This is a genomic window from Enterobacter cloacae complex sp. BZL2005 (genome assembly GCF_049238885.1).
Lineage (GTDB): Bacteria > Pseudomonadota > Gammaproteobacteria > Enterobacterales > Enterobacteriaceae > Enterobacter > Enterobacter roggenkampii.
This window is the reverse complement of record NZ_JBMKGI010000006.1, coordinates 141,716-154,975: the sequence shown is the minus strand read 5'-3', so window position 1 is coordinate 154,975 and position 13,260 is coordinate 141,716. Positions and strand designations below refer to the sequence as shown.

The window sequence follows — 13,260 nt, the reverse complement described above, 5'->3', positions numbered from 1 at the left end:
AAATGTTCGGAAAATTGACACTGGATGCAGTGCCCTACCATGAACCGATTATCATGGTTACGGTGGCTGCAATTATCATCGGTGGCGCGGCCTTAGTTGGCCTGATCACTTACTTCGGTAAGTGGAGCTACCTGTGGAATGAGTGGCTGACTTCGGTTGACCACAAAAAACTCGGTATCATGTACTGCATCGTCGGTATCGTCATGTTAATTCGTGGCTTTGCGGATGCGATCATGATGCGTAGCCAGCAGGCGCTCGCGTCTGCGGGTGAAGCCGGCTTCCTGCCACCGCACCACTACGATCAGATCTTTACCGCCCACGGCGTTATCATGATCTTCTTCGTGGCGATGCCGCTGGTTATCGGTCTGATGAACGTGGTCGTTCCGCTGCAAATCGGCGCGCGCGACGTTGCGTTCCCGTTCCTGAACAACCTGAGCTTCTGGTTCACCGTTGTCGGCGTTATTCTGGTTAACCTGTCACTGGGCGTGGGCGAATTCGCGCAGACCGGCTGGCTGGCTTACCCACCGCTGTCAGGAATTGAGTACAGCCCGGGCGTTGGCGTCGACTACTGGATTTGGGCGCTTCAGCTCTCCGGTGTCGGTACGACCCTGACCGGTATCAACTTCTTCGTGACCATTATCAAGATGCGTGCCCCTGGCATGACCATGTTCAAGATGCCGGTATTTACCTGGGCATCTCTGTGCGCCAACATCCTGATTATTGCGTCCTTCCCAATTCTGACTGTTACCATCGCGCTGCTGACCCTGGACCGCTACCTGGGCACCCATTTCTTCACGAACGATATGGGTGGCAACATGATGATGTACATCAACCTGATTTGGGCATGGGGTCACCCGGAAGTTTACATCCTGGTTCTGCCTGTCTTCGGTGTGTTCTCCGAAATCGCGGCAACCTTCTCGCGTAAACGTCTGTTTGGTTACACCTCTCTGGTGTGGGCAACCGTGTGTATTACCGTTCTGTCGTTCATCGTTTGGCTGCACCACTTCTTCACCATGGGTGCGGGCGCGAACGTAAACGCCTTCTTCGGTATTACCACCATGATTATCGCCATCCCGACCGGGGTGAAGATCTTCAACTGGCTGTTCACCATGTATCAGGGCCGTATCGTGTTCCACTCAGCAATGCTGTGGACCATCGGCTTCATCGTGACCTTCTCCGTAGGTGGGATGACCGGCGTACTGCTGGCGGTACCGGGTGCTGACTTCGTTCTGCACAACAGTCTGTTCCTGATTGCGCACTTCCATAACGTTATCATCGGTGGCGTGGTCTTCGGCTGCTTCGCTGGCGTAACCTACTGGTGGCCAAAAGCGTTCGGCTTCACGCTGAACGAAAAATGGGGTAAACGCGCGTTCTGGTTCTGGATCATCGGCTTCTTCGTAGCATTTATGCCGCTGTACGTGCTGGGCTTCATGGGTATGACCCGTCGTCTGAGCCAGCAGATTGATCCGCAGTTCCACCCAATGCTGATGGTTGCAGCGGGCGGTGCCGTGCTGATTGCCTGTGGTATCGCGTCTCAGCTGATTCAGTTCTACGTGTCTATTCGCGACCGCGACCAGAACCGTGACCTGACCGGTGACCCATGGGGTGGCCGTACGCTGGAGTGGGCGACCTCTTCTCCACCGCCTTTCTATAACTTTGCCATCGTGCCTCAGGTTCATGAACGTGACGCATTCTGGGAAATGAAAGAAAAAGGTGAAGCGTACAAGCAACCTGCTCATTACGAAGAGATCCATATGCCGAAAAACAGCGGTGCGGGCATCGTGATTGCCGCCTTCGCAACGGTATTTGGTTTCGCAATGATCTGGCACATCTGGTGGATGGCGATTGTTGGCTTTGCTGGCATCGTAATCAGCTGGATTGTGAAGAGCTTTGACGAGGACGTGGACTACTACGTACCAGTCCGTGAAGTTGAAAAGCTGGAAAATCAGCATTTCGACGAGATTTCTAAAGCGGGGCTGAAAAATGGCAACTGATACTCTGGCGCACTCAACTGCCCACGCGCATGAACATGCGCACCACGATACAGGACCGACCAAAGTCTTCGGTTTCTGGATCTACCTGATGAGCGACTGCATTCTGTTCTGCTGTCTGTTCGCGACCTATGCCGTTCTGGTGAACGGCACAGCGGGCGGCCCGACCGGCAAGGACATCTTTGAACTGCCGTTCGTTCTGGTTGAAACCGCACTGCTGTTATTCAGCTCCATCACCTACGGCATGGCGGCTATCGCCATGTACAAAAACAACAAGAGCCAGGTTGTCTCCTGGCTGGCGTTGACCTGGCTGTTTGGTGCTGGATTTATCGGGATGGAAATCTATGAATTCCATCACCTGATCATGGAAAGCTTCGGCCCGGATCGCAGTGGCTTCCTGTCCGCGTTCTTCGCGCTGGTCGGCACCCACGGTCTGCACGTGACCTCCGGTCTGATCTGGATGGCAGTCCTGATGTTCCAGATCTCCCGTCGCGGCCTGACCAGTACTAACCGTACCCGTATCCTGTGCCTGAGCCTGTTCTGGCACTTCCTGGACGTGGTGTGGATCTGTGTGTTCTCTGTTGTCTATCTGATGGGGGCGATGTAATGAGTCATTCTAACGATCATGGCGCTTCCCACGGCAGCGTAAAAACCTACATGACAGGTTTCATCCTGTCGATCATCCTGACGGTGATCCCGTTCTGGATGGTGATGAGCGGTTCTGCGTCTAAGCCGGTTATCCTGGGTGCAATCCTGGTGACCGCGGTGATTCAGATTCTGGTGCATCTGGTTTGCTTCCTGCACATGAACACCAAGTCCGATGAAGGCTGGAACATGACCGCCTTTATCTTTACCGTGATTATCATCGCTATCCTGGTAGTCGGTTCCATCTGGATTATGTGGAACCTCAACTACAACATGATGGTTCACTAAGAGCGGCGAGTATGTTTAAGCAATACCTGCAAGTAACGAAACCAGGCATCATCTTTGGCAACCTGATCTCCGTGATCGGAGGGTTCCTGCTGGCCTCTAAGGGCAGCATTGATTACGCCCTCTTTATCTACACGCTGGTCGGTGTGTCACTGGTTGTTGCGTCCGGTTGTGTATTTAACAACTACATCGACATGGATATCGACAAGAAGATGGAAAGGACCAAAAATCGGGTGCTGGTGAAAGGCCTGATCGCCCCTTCCGTCTCGCTGGTGTACGCCACCTTGCTGGGTATTGCTGGCTTTATGCTGCTGTGGTTTGGTGCTAACCCGCTGGCCTGCTGGCTGGGGGTGATGGGGTTCGTGGTGTATGTGGGCATCTATAGCCTGTATATGAAACGTCACTCCGTCTACGGCACGCTGATTGGTTCTCTCTCCGGCGCTGCGCCGCCGGTGATTGGCTACTGCGCGGTTACGAACGAGTTCGATAGCGGTGCGCTGATCCTGCTGGCTATCTTTAGCCTGTGGCAGATGCCGCACTCCTATGCCATCGCGATTTTCCGCTTTAAGGATTATCAGGCAGCGAACATCCCGGTTCTGCCGGTCGTGAAGGGCATCTCCGTTGCCAAGAACCACATCACGCTGTACATCATCGCCTTTGCCGTGGCAACGCTGATGCTCTCTCTGGGTGGTTACGCCGGATACAAATATCTGGCGGTAGCGGCTGCGGTGAGCGTCTGGTGGCTCGGCATGGCGCTGCGCGGTTACAAAGTGGAAGATGACAAAGTCTGGGCGCGCAAGCTGTTTGTGTTCTCGATTGTGGCCATCACCTCGCTGTCCGTGATGATGTCCGTGGATTTCATGGTGCCAGATTCACATAACCTGCTGACTTACGTCTGGTAAGCCACAACAGGTAAATAAAGGGGTGCTTCGGCACCCTTTTTTATTCATAAAATCCATTAATAACGCATGTAATATTTGTTAAATAACCCTTTATTTACCCCGCCCCTTCCCCGCACTACACTATGGCCTGCTTTTGAACTGAGGTGGTAATGAACGATTATAAAATGACGCCAGGCGAGCTACGCGCGACCTGGGGCTTAGGGACTGTCTTCTCGCTACGGATGCTTGGCATGTTTATGGTCCTGCCTGTTCTGACCACATACGGTATGGCGCTGCAGGGGGCCAGCGAGGCGCTGATTGGCCTCGCCATTGGCATTTATGGTCTGGCGCAGGCGGTGTTCCAGATCCCGTTTGGCCTGCTCTCTGACCGGGTGGGCCGCAAACCGCTGATTGTCGGCGGGCTGCTGGTCTTTGTGCTCGGAAGCGTCATTGCCGCCCTCTCCCACTCCATCTGGGGGATTATTCTTGGCCGCGCCCTGCAGGGCTCCGGCGCGATTGCCGCCGCGGTGATGGCGCTGCTGTCAGACTTAACCCGCGAGCAGAACCGCACCAAAGCCATGGCCTTTATCGGCGTCAGCTTTGGCGTGACGTTTGCGATTGCGATGGTGCTGGGCCCGATAATCACCCATGCGCTCGGCCTGCACGCCCTGTTCTGGATGATTGCCGTGCTGGCGACCCTCGGCATTGCCTTAACCCTGTGGGTGGTACCGGACAGCAAAAACCACGTTCTGAACCGTGAATCCGGCATGGTAAAAGGCTGCTTCAGCAAGGTGATTGTCGAGCCGCGCCTGCTTAAGCTGAATTTCGGCATTATGTGCCTGCACATTCTGCTGATGTCGACCTTTGTCGCCCTTCCCGGCCAGCTTGCCGCAGCGGGTTTCCCGGCGGCTGAGCACTGGAAAATCTATCTGGTCACGATGTTGATTTCGTTTGTCTCCGTCGTGCCGTTCATCATCTACGCCGAAGTGAAGCGCAAAATGAAACGCGTCTTCGTGGGCTGCGTGGCGCTCCTGCTGATTGCCGAGATCGTGCTCTGGGGCGCCGGCCCGCACTTCTGGGAACTGATCGCCGGGGTACAGCTGTTCTTCCTGGCGTTTAACCTGATGGAGGCCCTGCTGCCGTCGCTGATCAGCAAAGAGTCCCCCGCCGGTTACAAAGGCACGGCGATGGGTATTTACTCCACCAGCCAGTTCCTCGGCGTGGCAATCGGCGGCTCGCTTGGTGGCTGGGTGGACGGCCTGTTTGATTCGCAAACCGTGTTTCTCGCGGGCGCGCTGCTGGCGACAGTCTGGCTGCTGGTCGCCGGCACCATGAAAGAGCCGCGCTACGTGAGCAGCCTGCGCGTAGAAATCCCGGATGATGTGGAGATTAGCGACGCGCTGAAACAGCGTCTGGAAGCAAAAGAAGGGGTCACGGAAGTGCTGATTGTTCCCGAGGAGCGCAGCGCTTATGTCAAAATTGACAGCAAGGTGACCAACCGCTTTGAGGTCGAGCAGGCGCTGAAAGCGTGAAAAAAGCCCGGGTAAACCGGGCTTTTTATATTAGTCGCGGAAGTTTTTAAACTGGAACGGTTGCCCCAGGTCGCCGCCGCGCACCAGCGCCATCACGGACTGCAGGTCGTCGCGGGACTTACCGGTCACGCGAATTTCTTCGCCCTGGATCTGCGCCTGCACCTTCAGCTTGCTGTCTTTGATGAGCTTAACGATCTTCTTCTGCACCGCGCTCTCGATGCCCTGCTTCAGCTTCGCTTCAACGAACCACGTTTTACCGCTGTGGACGAACTCTTCCGGCACGTCCAGTGAGGTCCCTTCGATGCCGCGTTTAAGCAGCTTGGCGCGCAGAATGTCGAGCAGCTGATTCACCTGGAAATCAGACTCACTCAGCACCTTAATGGTCTTATTTGCGTCGTTCAGCTCAAACGACGCCTCAACGCCACGAAAATCGAAACGTGACTCAACTTCGCGGGTTGCGTTCTCAACGCCGTTGCGAACTTCCTGGATATCAACTTCGGAAACAATATCGAAAGATGGCATCTTTTCTTCTCCCTTCACTTTTGTTGCGTTGCATAATACCCGCTACGAGGCATAACTCAACAGAAGCTTAGCTGTATAATTAAGCTGTAACACCTGGCGCAGTTGCAGGTGAGGAGGAACAATGAAAATTACGGTGCTCGGATGCGGAGCGCTTGGTCAGCTGTGGCTGACCGCACTGTGCAAGCACGGACATGAGGTTCAGGGCTGGCTGCGCGTGCCCCAGCCTTATTGCAGTGTAAACCTGATTGGTGAAGACGGAAGCATCTTTAACGAATCCCTCACCGCGAACGATCCTGATTTCCTGGCGCAAAGCGACCTTTTACTGGTAACGCTTAAAGCGTGGCAGGTCTCAGACGCGGTAAAGACACTGGCCGCCCAGCTTCCCCCCACTTCGCCCATACTGCTGCTGCATAACGGCATGGGGACCCTTGATGAGCTGAAAAGCGTTCCGCAGCCCCTGCTGATGGCAACGACCACCCACGCTGCGCGCCGCGACGGCAACATCATCGTGCATGTCGCCAGCGGCGTGACGCACATCGGGCCTGCCAGAACGCAGGATGGGGACTACAGCTATCTTGCCGATGTGCTGCAGAAGGTGCTCCCGGACGTGGCCTGGCATAACCACATTCGCCCTCAGCTCTGGCGCAAGCTGGCCGTTAACTGTGTGATCAACCCGCTGACGGCGCTGTGGAACTGCCCGAACGGTGAACTGAAAAACCATCCGCAAGAGGTGGCATCCCTGTGTGCAGAAGTCGCGGCGGTCGTTGAGCGGGAAGGGCTGCATACCTCGGCAGACGATTTGCGCTGTTATGTCGAGCAGGTTATTGAGAGTACAGCTGAGAACATCTCCTCGATGCTGCAGGATGTTCGGGCATTACGCCACACGGAGATCGACTACATCACCGGCTATCTGCTAAAACGCGCCCGCGCGCACGGCATCGCGGTGCCGGAAAACGCCCGTCTGTATGACCTGGTTAAACGTAAGGAGAGTGAATATGAGCGCGTCGGCACTAATCTGCCTCGCCCCTGGTAGCGAAGAGATGGAGGCGGTCACCACCATTGATCTGATGGTGCGCGGCGGCATTAAGGTCACCACCGCCAGCGTCGCCAGCGACGGCAGCCTGGCGATTACCTGCTCGCGCGGCGTGAAGCTGCTCGCTGATGCCCCGCTCGTGCAGGTGGCCGACGGGGATTATGACATCATCGTCCTGCCCGGCGGCCTGAAGGGCGCGGAGTATTTTCGCGACAGCCCGCTGCTGGTTGAGACCGTGCGTCAGTTCCATTTATCCGGCCGCATCGTCGCCGCCATTTGTGCCGCCGCCGGCACGGTGCTGGTTCCCCATGACATCTTCCCCATCGGCAATATGACCGGCTTCCCGGGGCTGAAAGACACCATTCCGGAAGATCAATGGGTGGACAAACGCGTCGTCTGGGATCCGCGCGTCAACCTGCTGACCAGCCAGGGCCCCGGCACCGCGATTGATTTTGGCTTAAAGATTATCGACCTGCTGGTCGGGCGCGAGAAGGCGTACGAAGTGGCGTCATCGCTGGTGATGCCAGCGGGGATTTATAATTACTATGAAGAGTAGTGCATAAAAAAGCCGGGTGGCGGCTACGCCTTACCCGGCCTACAAATGCACGGTACCGTAGGCCCGGTAAGCGAAGCGCCGCCGGGCGAGAAACTACGGACGATACACCTTCACATTGGCAAAGCCCTGCTCGCGCAGATACAGCGCCTGCAGGCGACTCATCACCCCGCGCTCACACCACAGCAGGTACGTTTTGCTCTGGTCGAGGTCGCCAAACTTCGTGCTCAGCTTGTAGAACGGCAGAGAAACCACTTCGACGCCGTCAACCTGCAGCGGCTTGTCATCCTGCTCGTCAATGGAGCGGATATCCAGAATCGCGTCGTTGGCGCCGAAACCGCTCACGGTCTCCACTTCTACCACTTCCTGCTCGGTCTGCTGGGCGATTTCGCGGATATCAATGTTGGACGCTTCTTCCACCACTTTATCCAGAATGCTGAAATCGAAGTTCTCTTCTTCCGCTTCGATCTTCGCCTTCACCGCTTTGACGGTCGGGCTTTTTGAGATCACGCCACAGTATTCCGGCATGGTGCGGGCAAAATCTTCGGTGCCGATTTCGCGCGCCAGGTCGATGATGTGCTCTTTGTCGTGGGAGATCAGCGGACGCAGGATCAGGGTATCAGACACGTTGTCGATCAGGCGCAGGTTGGTCAGCGTCTGGCTGGAGACCTGCCCCAGCGCTTCACCGGTGACCAGCGCCTGCACGCCGTAGCGTTCAGCCACTTTGGATGCCGCACGCACCATCATGCGCTTCAGGATGACGCCCATCTGGCCGTCGTCCACTTTCTCCAGAATCTCGCCGACCACCGGTTCGAAATTGATTGCCACGAAACGCACGCGGTGGGAGCTGCCGAAGCGGTTCCACAGGTAATGCGCCACCTGACGAACGCCGATTTCGTGCGCCGCGCCGCCCAGGTTGAAGAAGCAGTAGTGTACGCGGCAGCCGCGGCGCATCAGCATATAGCTGGAGACGCCGGAGTCGAAGCCGCCGGAGATCAGGGACAGAACATCCTCCTGAGTCCCGATCGGGAAGCCACCGATACCTTCATAGCGGCCTTTCACCAACAGCAGGCGATCGTTTTCGATCTCCAGATTAACGGTCACGTCCGGGTTGGTCAGACGCACGCGCGCCGTCTCAACGTGCTGGTTCAAACCGCCGCCAACGTAACGTTCCACTTCAATGGAGCTGAATTCGTGCTTACCGCGACGCTTCACGCGCACGCAAAAGGTTTTGCCTTCGATCTGATCGCGGTACTGAACCAGCGCTTTTTCGAATATGTCGTGCATATCGCTGAACGGGACATCTTCCACTTCCAGAATATGGTGGATCCCTGGAATACGGGTCAGCGCGTCGCGAATATCCTGACGTTTGTTTTCGTCTTTCGCACGGACCTCAACGTGGTCCCAGTGGCGCACCACGGCGAGGGTTTCGTCGTAGTGCTTTAAAACGTTACGAATGTTCCCGGTGAGAATTTTAATAAAGCGCAAACGCACAGATTGGCTTTTGATGGTGATTTCAGGGAACAATTTAATGATAAACTTCATGGCGGCAATGTTTCTTAGGCAAGCGTATTAAGGCTTGTAATGGAAAAGAGTACAGCAGCCCACACCCGTGGCTGCATCCAGGCGCGCAAGTATACCACCATCGCGCCGCTCCTGTGCACATTGCGCGTTATTTGATAATTGCCCTGAGTCCGTTACCATGTCGGGGCTGAGAATATAAGAGTCAATTCACTATGCCGAAGAAGAACGACGCACCGGCCAGTTTCGAAACTGCGCTGAGTGAACTGGAGCAAATCGTTACCCGTCTTGAGAGCGGCGATCTCCCGCTGGAAGAGGCGCTCAACGAATTCGAGCGCGGCGTGCAGCTGGCGCGCCAGGGGCAGGTCAAACTGCAGCAGGCCGAGCAGCGCGTGCAGATCCTGCTTTCCGACAGCGAAGACGCGAAAACTACGCCTTTCACACCGGACGCCGAGTAAATGGATTTTGCCAAAGAGCTTCAGGCGCGTGTCGTGCGTGCCAACGACGCCCTGCGCCGATTTATTGCGCCACAGCCTTTTCAGAACACTCCTCTGGTTGAAGCCATGCACTATGGCGCACTCTTGGGTGGAAAGCGCCTGCGCCCGTTCCTGGTGTACGCCACCGGCAACATGTTTGGCATCAGCGATAACACGCTGGACGCCCCGGCAGCCGCCGTTGAGTGCATCCATGCCTACTCGCTGATCCACGACGATCTCCCGGCGATGGACGACGACGATTTGCGTCGGGGTCAACCCACCTGCCACATCAAGTTTGGCGAGGCGAATGCCATTCTGGCGGGTGATGCCCTGCAGACGCTGGCGTTCTCGATTCTGAGCGACGCGCCAATGGCCGAAGTGGCTGACCGTGACCGTCTGGCAATGATTTCCGAACTGGCCATGGCCAGCGGCGTGGCCGGAATGTGCGGCGGTCAGGCGTTGGATCTTGAAGCGGAAGGACGTCAGGTTAATCTGGAACAGCTGGAGCGTATTCATCGCCATAAAACCGGGGCATTGATTCGTTCCGCCGTTCGCCTGGGCGCGCTGAGCGCGGGTGAGCAAGGGCGCAAAGCCCTGCCGATTCTGGACAGATACGCAGAAAGTATCGGTCTGGCATTCCAGGTTCAGGATGACATTCTGGATGTGGTGGGCGATACTGCAACATTGGGTAAACGTCAGGGTGCGGACCAGCAGCTTGGCAAAAGTACCTACCCCGCCCTGCTGGGTCTTGAGCAAGCCCAACGTAAAGCCCGGGATCTGATTGACGATGCCCGCCAGTCGCTGAATGAACTGGCTGCGCAATCGCTGGATACCTCGGCACTGGAAGCGCTAGCGGACTATATAATCCAGCGTGATAAATAAACTATATATCTCGATGAGCCTTTGATGAGTTTTGATATTGCCAAATACCCGACACTGGCGTTAGTTGACTCCACCCAGGAGTTACGTCTGTTGCCGAAAGAGAGCCTGCCGAAGCTGTGCGACGAGCTGCGTCGCTACCTGCTCGACAGCGTAAGCCGCTCCAGCGGCCATTTCGCCTCCGGGCTTGGCACGGTAGAGCTGACCGTGGCGCTGCACTACGTCTATAACACGCCGTTCGATCAGCTCATCTGGGACGTGGGCCACCAGGCCTATCCGCACAAAATTCTGACCGGACGTCGCGATAAAATTGGCACTATTCGTCAGAAAGGTGGCCTGCATCCGTTCCCGTGGCGCGGTGAGAGCGAGTATGACGTGCTGAGCGTCGGCCATTCCTCCACCTCCATTTCTGCGGGCATCGGTATTGCCGTCGCCGCCGAGAAAGAGAACAAGCAGCGCCGCACCGTCTGCGTGATTGGCGACGGTGCCATCACCGCGGGTATGGCCTTCGAAGCCATGAACCATGCGGGCGACATCAAGCCGGACATGCTGGTTATCCTCAACGATAACGAAATGTCGATCTCCGAGAACGTTGGCGCGCTGAACAACCATCTGGCACAGCTGCTCTCCGGCAAGCTTTACTCCTCGCTGCGTGAAGGCGGTAAAAAAGTCTTCTCCGGCGTACCGCCGATCAAAGAGCTGCTTAAGCGTACCGAAGAGCACATCAAAGGCATGGTCGTGCCGGGTACCCTGTTTGAGGAGCTGGGCTTTAACTATATTGGCCCGGTTGACGGCCACGACGTACTGGGGCTGGTCACCACGCTCAAGAACATGCGCGACCTGAAAGGCCCGCAGTTCCTGCACATCATGACTAAAAAAGGGCGTGGCTACGAGCCGGCGGAAAAAGATCCGATTACCTTCCACGCGGTACCGAAATTTGACCCGTCCAGCGGCTGCCTGCCGAAAAGCAGCGGCGGCATGCCGAGCTATTCAAAAATTTTCGGCGACTGGCTGTGCGAAACGGCCGCAAAAGACAACAAGCTGATGGCGATCACCCCGGCCATGCGCGAAGGCTCCGGCATGGTAGAGTTCTCTAAAAAATACCCTGACCAGTATTTCGACGTGGCCATTGCCGAGCAGCACGCGGTGACATTTGCAGCGGGCCTGGCGATCGGCGGCTACAAACCGGTTGTCGCTATCTATTCCACCTTCCTGCAGCGCGCCTACGATCAGGTGATCCACGACGTGGCGATCCAGAAGCTGCCGGTGCTGTTTGCTATCGATCGTGCGGGCATCGTCGGTGCCGACGGCCAGACGCACCAGGGCGCGTTTGACCTGTCGTTCCTGCGCTGCATTCCGGATATGGTGATCATGACGCCAAGCGACGAGAACGAATGTCGTCAGATGCTGTTTACCGGCTACCACTATCAGGATGGCCCAAGTGCCGTTCGCTATCCGCGCGGCAATGCGGTGGGCGTTGAGCTGCAGCCGCTGGAGAAGCTGGCGATCGGTAAAGGTCTGGTTAAACGTCGCGGTGAGAAAGTGGCGATCCTGAACTTCGGCACGCTGATGCCAGAGGCGGCGAAAGTAGCTGAAACGCTGAATGCTACCCTCGTGGATATGCGCTTTGTGAAGCCGCTCGACGAATCCCTGATCCTGAGTATGGCTGAGGCGCACGACGTGCTGGTCACGCTGGAAGAGAACGCGATTATGGGCGGTGCGGGCAGCGGCGTGAACGAGGTGCTGATGGCAAACCGTAAAGCCGTTCCGGTACTGAACCTCGGCCTGCCGGACTACTTCATCCCGCAAGGTACCCAGGACGAAGCCCGCGCGGCGATTGGCCTGGACGCTGCCGGTATCGAAGCTAAAATCCGCGCCTGGCTGGACTGATCCCTCCCCCCTTTTCTGCTCCTGCTATGCTTAAACGTATTGTTTAAACAGCAGGAGCGGAACCGTGCAATACACAACATTAGGAAAAACGGACCTTAAGGTTTCCCGACTTTGTCTGGGATGTATGACCTTTGGCGAGCCCGATCGGGGGAACCACGCCTGGACGCTGCCGGAAGAGAGCAGCCGTCCGATCATCAAACGCGCCATCGAGGGCGGCATTAACTTCTTTGACACCGCCAACAGCTACTCCGACGGCAGCAGCGAGGAGATTGTCGGCCGCGCCCTGCGCGATTTTGCCCGTCGGGATGACATCGTCGTTGCCACCAAGGTCTACTACCCGGTGGGGGACCTGCCGCAGGGCCTTTCTCGCGCGCAGATCCTGCGTTCCATTGACGACAGCCTCAGGCGCCTGAACATGGATTACGTCGACCTGCTGCAAATTCACCGCTGGGATTACAACACACCGATCGAGGAGACGCTTGAGGCGCTCAACGACGTCGTCAAAGCCGGTAAAGCACGCTACATCGGCGCATCGTCGATGCACGCGTCGCAGTTTGCTCAGGCGCTGGATCTGCAGGCGCAGCACGGCTGGGCGCGCTTTGTCACCATGCAGGATCACTACAATCTGATCTATCGTGAAGAAGAGCGTGAGATGTTGCCGCTGTGCCAGCAGGAGGGCGTGGCGGTCATCCCGTGGAGCCCGCTCGCGCGCGGTCGCCTGACCCGTCCGTGGGGCGAAACTACGGCCCGTCTGGTCTCGGATGAAGTGGGAAAAAATCTCTATGAAGGAACAGAGGCCAGCGATGCACTGATTGCCGAACGCCTGGCCGGGATTGCCGACGATACCGGCGCAACCCGCGCCCAGGTAGCGCTGGCATGGCTGCTGGGTAAACGCGGCGTCGCGGCTCCCATTATCGGCACGTCCCGGGAAGAGCAGTTGGACGAACTGTTAAACGCGGTGGATATCACGCTGACGCCCGAACAGGTTGCCGAGCTGGAGACGCCGTATCAGCAGCATCCGGTGGTGGGGTTTAAATAAGCCCCATCTTTTG

General features: G+C 56.8%; 13 protein-coding genes. 11 read left to right on the top strand and 2 right to left on the bottom strand.

From position 1 onward, the window contains the following. Positions 1-2: 2 nt before the first annotated feature. From cyoB to ACOTXI_RS13260, 5 genes are all read left to right on the top strand, one after another. Complete coding sequence (cyoB, locus tag ACOTXI_RS13280) at positions 3-1,994, top strand: cytochrome o ubiquinol oxidase subunit I (protein ID WP_008503323.1); 1,992 nt, start codon at positions 3-5, stop codon at positions 1,992-1,994. Then, the gene (locus ACOTXI_RS13275) at positions 1,984-2,598 is read left to right on the top strand and encodes a cytochrome o ubiquinol oxidase subunit III (RefSeq protein WP_058655071.1); all 615 of its coding nucleotides are present in this window, start codon (positions 1,984-1,986) and stop codon (positions 2,596-2,598) included. Before cyoB ends, ACOTXI_RS13275 begins: the two co-directional genes overlap by 11 nt. After that, positions 2,598-2,924 carry a cytochrome o ubiquinol oxidase subunit IV gene (locus tag ACOTXI_RS13270; RefSeq protein WP_006176899.1) on the top strand — a complete coding sequence of 109 codons (327 nt, stop codon included), beginning with the start codon at positions 2,598-2,600 and terminating at the stop codon, positions 2,922-2,924. Before ACOTXI_RS13275 ends, ACOTXI_RS13270 begins: the two co-directional genes overlap by 1 nt. An 11-nt stretch (positions 2,925-2,935) precedes the next feature. Continuing rightward, the gene (cyoE, locus tag ACOTXI_RS13265) at positions 2,936-3,823 is read left to right on the top strand and encodes a heme o synthase (RefSeq protein WP_008503325.1); all 888 of its coding nucleotides are present in this window, start codon (positions 2,936-2,938) and stop codon (positions 3,821-3,823) included. A gap of 149 nt (positions 3,824-3,972) precedes the next feature. After that, positions 3,973-5,334 carry an MFS transporter gene (locus tag ACOTXI_RS13260; RefSeq protein WP_008503326.1) on the top strand — a complete coding sequence of 454 codons (1,362 nt, stop codon included), beginning with the start codon at positions 3,973-3,975 and terminating at the stop codon, positions 5,332-5,334. Positions 5,335-5,364: 30 nt separating this feature from the next. On the opposite strand, the gene ACOTXI_RS13255 is transcribed toward ACOTXI_RS13260, so the two are convergent. Beyond that, positions 5,365-5,856 (bottom strand): YajQ family cyclic di-GMP-binding protein, encoded by a 492-nt coding sequence (locus ACOTXI_RS13255; RefSeq protein ID WP_008503327.1) that lies wholly within the window; start codon positions 5,854-5,856, stop codon positions 5,365-5,367. A gap of 121 nt (positions 5,857-5,977) precedes the next feature. On the opposite strand from ACOTXI_RS13255, the gene panE reads away from it, so the two are divergent. Further along, on the top strand, positions 5,978-6,889 hold the full coding sequence (gene panE, locus ACOTXI_RS13250; protein ID WP_058655072.1) for a 2-dehydropantoate 2-reductase: 912 nt from the start codon (positions 5,978-5,980) through the stop codon (positions 6,887-6,889). Beyond that, the gene (gene yajL / locus ACOTXI_RS13245; protein ID WP_058655073.1) at positions 6,852-7,445 is read left to right on the top strand and encodes a protein deglycase YajL; all 594 of its coding nucleotides are present in this window, start codon (positions 6,852-6,854) and stop codon (positions 7,443-7,445) included. The genes panE and yajL overlap by 38 nt, the downstream gene beginning before the upstream one ends. Before the next feature lie 93 nt (positions 7,446-7,538). On the opposite strand, the gene thiI is transcribed toward yajL, so the two are convergent. Then, complete coding sequence (thiI, locus tag ACOTXI_RS13240) at positions 7,539-8,987, bottom strand: tRNA uracil 4-sulfurtransferase ThiI (protein ID WP_021241661.1); 1,449 nt, start codon at positions 8,985-8,987, stop codon at positions 7,539-7,541. Between the two features lie 191 nt (positions 8,988-9,178). Between thiI and xseB the strand changes: the two genes are divergently transcribed. The 4 genes from xseB (at position 9,179) to ACOTXI_RS13220 (ending at position 13,247) form a co-directional block, all read left to right on the top strand. Continuing rightward, positions 9,179-9,421: an exodeoxyribonuclease VII small subunit gene (xseB, locus tag ACOTXI_RS13235; RefSeq protein WP_008503331.1), complete on the top strand. Its 243-nt coding sequence runs from the start codon at positions 9,179-9,181 to the stop codon at positions 9,419-9,421. Further along, on the top strand, positions 9,422-10,321 hold the full coding sequence (ispA, locus tag ACOTXI_RS13230) for a (2E,6E)-farnesyl diphosphate synthase (RefSeq protein ID WP_058655074.1): 900 nt from the start codon (positions 9,422-9,424) through the stop codon (positions 10,319-10,321). Between the two features lie 24 nt (positions 10,322-10,345). Next, positions 10,346-12,208: a 1-deoxy-D-xylulose-5-phosphate synthase gene (dxs, locus tag ACOTXI_RS13225; RefSeq protein ID WP_008503333.1), complete on the top strand. Its 1,863-nt coding sequence runs from the start codon at positions 10,346-10,348 to the stop codon at positions 12,206-12,208. Positions 12,209-12,272: 64 nt separating this feature from the next. Then, a complete protein-coding gene (locus tag ACOTXI_RS13220; RefSeq protein ID WP_058655075.1) occupies positions 12,273-13,247 on the top strand; it encodes an aldo/keto reductase in 975 nt (324 codons plus the stop codon). Positions 13,248-13,260: the final 13 nt, after the last annotated feature.

Excerpts from the sequence above, each read along its gene's own strand:
- cyoB (WP_008503323.1), top strand. The coding sequence starts at position 3 with ATGTTCGGAAAATTGACACTGGATGCAGTGCCCTACCATGAACCGATT.
- ACOTXI_RS13275 (WP_058655071.1), top strand. The coding sequence starts at position 1,984 with ATGGCAACTGATACTCTGGCGCACTCAACTGCCCACGCGCATGAACAT.
- ACOTXI_RS13270 (WP_006176899.1), top strand. The coding sequence starts at position 2,598 with ATGAGTCATTCTAACGATCATGGCGCTTCCCACGGCAGCGTAAAAACC.
- cyoE (WP_008503325.1), top strand. The coding sequence starts at position 2,936 with ATGTTTAAGCAATACCTGCAAGTAACGAAACCAGGCATCATCTTTGGC.
- ACOTXI_RS13260 (WP_008503326.1), top strand. The coding sequence starts at position 3,973 with ATGAACGATTATAAAATGACGCCAGGCGAGCTACGCGCGACCTGGGGC.
- ACOTXI_RS13255 (WP_008503327.1), bottom strand. The coding sequence starts at position 5,856 with ATGCCATCTTTCGATATTGTTTCCGAAGTTGATATCCAGGAAGTTCGC.
- panE (WP_058655072.1), top strand. The coding sequence starts at position 5,978 with ATGAAAATTACGGTGCTCGGATGCGGAGCGCTTGGTCAGCTGTGGCTG.
- yajL (WP_058655073.1), top strand. The coding sequence starts at position 6,852 with ATGAGCGCGTCGGCACTAATCTGCCTCGCCCCTGGTAGCGAAGAGATG.
- thiI (WP_021241661.1), bottom strand. The coding sequence starts at position 8,987 with ATGAAGTTTATCATTAAATTGTTCCCTGAAATCACCATCAAAAGCCAA.
- xseB (WP_008503331.1), top strand. The coding sequence starts at position 9,179 with ATGCCGAAGAAGAACGACGCACCGGCCAGTTTCGAAACTGCGCTGAGT.
- ispA (WP_058655074.1), top strand. The coding sequence starts at position 9,422 with ATGGATTTTGCCAAAGAGCTTCAGGCGCGTGTCGTGCGTGCCAACGAC.
- dxs (WP_008503333.1), top strand. The coding sequence starts at position 10,346 with ATGAGTTTTGATATTGCCAAATACCCGACACTGGCGTTAGTTGACTCC.